Annotated in this window: 1 protein-coding gene; it reads left to right on the plus strand. The window is 56.4% G+C overall.

What is annotated here, in order from left to right; all coding sequences use genetic code 11:
- The coding region (locus GM658_RS28665; protein ID WP_155457516.1) for a transposase at positions 1–369 on the plus strand (369 nt) is incomplete at both ends.

A 369-nucleotide genomic window follows, 5' to 3' on the forward strand; every position in this document is an offset into this window, starting at 1 on the left:
ACGACTGCCGCCAAAATTCTGGGCCATGTGGGTGATGTGCGGCGCTTTGAGAACGCCAAGGCACTAGCGGCATACATTGGCGTAACACCCAGACAACGCCAGTCTGGCAGCACAATACGGGGGCGAACGATGATGAGCCGCATGGGAAGTCCTCGGCTGCGTGCGGCCTTGTTCCTGCCAAGCCTCGTGGCCAAGCGACACAATCCCCTGTTGAAACAATTTGGAGCCAGACTGGAAGCTGGTGGCTTATCGAAGATGGCTGTGGCGGGCGCCATCATGCGTAAGCTAGTGCATCTGGTTTACGGAGTCGTAAAGTCAGGCAAGCCCTTTGACCCAAATTTCCTGGGTAACGGGCTTGCTATTCAAGAC

This window comes from Massilia eburnea (assembly GCF_009720745.1).
GTDB lineage: Bacteria > Pseudomonadota > Gammaproteobacteria > Burkholderiales > Burkholderiaceae_D > Rugamonas > Rugamonas eburnea.